Here is a 1,967-nt window from a genome sequence, read left to right on the forward strand (position 1 = left end):
ATGGCTGAACGCGCCATTGAAATGGTCGTCGGTATGCTGGCGATTTTGAAGGTCGGAGGGGCTTACGTTCCCATTGATCCTGATTATCCTGAAGAGCGTATCCGTTATTTACTGGAGGATTCCAGTGCGGGGCTGTTACTGTTACAGCGACGTGAGCAGATTCCTTTTGAACCCGGCATTCCGGTCATCGATTTGAGTGATGAACAGCGATGCAATAGCAAATCTGAATGTGACGCTCAGACGGATGGAACAATTGCGATTACAACAGGGGGATCTTCCTCCGATCTTGCGTACGTGATCTACACCTCTGGTACGACAGGCAAGCCGAAGGGCGTGATGATTGAGCACCGTAATGTCGTGCGCCTAGTGAAAAACAAAAGCTATGCCATGCTTGATGAAAATACACGTATGCTGCAATTGGGCGCAGTTGTGTTCGATGCCTCCACATTTGAAATCTGGGGAACGCTGCTGAACGGGGGACAACTGTATGTGGTAAGCCATGACACTATTCTGGATGCCTCCAAGCTCAAACAGGCAATTGACAAGTATTAACACGATGTTCATGACCACGGCTTTATTCAATCAGTATTCGCAGCAAGAAATCGGAGTGTTTGCGTCCTTGAAGGAGTTGCTCGTGGGTGGTGATGTGTTGTCTGTACCACACGTCAATCGTGTGTTGAAGGAGTACCCGCAGCTTCGCCTGGCCAATATTTATGGTCCGACGGAGAACACCACCTTTTCCACCATCTATGACATTACAGAACCGCAAACCCAGGCTATTCCCATTGGACGTCCAATTGATCACTCGACCGCTTATGTGGTCAATCGTTCGTTGAAGCTGCAACCTGTCGGAGCCTGGGGAGAGCTGATCGTCGGTGGCGACGGTGTTGGGCGAGGATATCTGAATCGGCCCGAGCTTACGGCGGAAAAATTTATTGAAAGTCCATTCCGGTCTGGAGAATATTGCTATCGTACAGGAGACTTAGTGCGTTGGCGTGCTGATGGTGTACTGGAGTACAAGGGAAGAATGGATGAACAGGTCAAAATTCGCGGCTACCGCATTGAACTGGGTGAAATTGAAACCCGATTGTCCACGATTCCAGGTGTGAAGGAATCGGTTGTTACCGTGCGGCAGGATGATCACGGACAAAAACAGCTGTGTGCCTATTTTGCAACAGACAGTGAATTGAGCGCCAGCGACTTACGTAACATTTTGTCGCAGGATCTGCCTGGCTATATGGTGCCGTCTTACTTTGTGCAGCTCTCCAGACTGCCTTTGACGCTGAATGGCAAAGTAGACCGCAGGGCACTGCCCGCACCTGAGCACAATCTCGATACAGGTATGGATTATATGGCACCCGAGACGGATGTCCAACAGGCACTGGCTACGGCTTGGGGAGCCATTCTTGGTATCCCGAAAGTCGGAATACAGGATAACTTTTTCCATTTGGGTGGTGACTCCATCAAGGCCATCCAAGTATCGTCCCGCTTGTTTCAGGCTGGATACAAGCTGGAAATGAAGGACTTGTTCAAATACCCGACAATTGCGGGACTAAGCACATATATTCAGCCTGTTAACCGAATAGCCGAGCAGGGCGAGGTTACAGGAAATGTAGTGCTTACACCGATTCAGCGCTGGTTTTTTGAACAGCCAACGGGAGAACCACACTATTTTAACCAATCTGTCATGCTCTATCGTCAGGAAGGCTATGACGAACAGGCACTACGGCGGGCGCTCCATCAGATTACATCGCACCATGATGCATTGCGTATGGTTTTTAGTTTGTCGGAGAACGGATGTACAGCATGGAACCGCAGTATAGAGGAAGGCGAACCGTACCATCTGGAGTGCTTTGACTATAATGACAGCGATGTAAACAAGCAAGATTTGGCAAAGATAATTGAAGCGAAATGCAATGAAATTCAATCTGGTATTTCCCTAAGCGAAGGTCCGCTGATGAGACTGG

Annotated in this window: 1 pseudogene; it reads left to right on the plus strand. The window is 49.2% G+C overall.

Annotation, left to right across the window (positions count from 1 at the left end):
• A pseudogene (locus tag GRP75_RS25650) lies at positions 1 to 1,967 on the plus strand (amino acid adenylation domain-containing protein); the annotation flags it as partial.

The sequence above is a fragment of the Paenibacillus sp. OT2-17 genome, assembly GCF_009827695.1.
Lineage (GTDB): Bacteria > Bacillota > Bacilli > Paenibacillales > Paenibacillaceae > Paenibacillus > Paenibacillus polymyxa_B.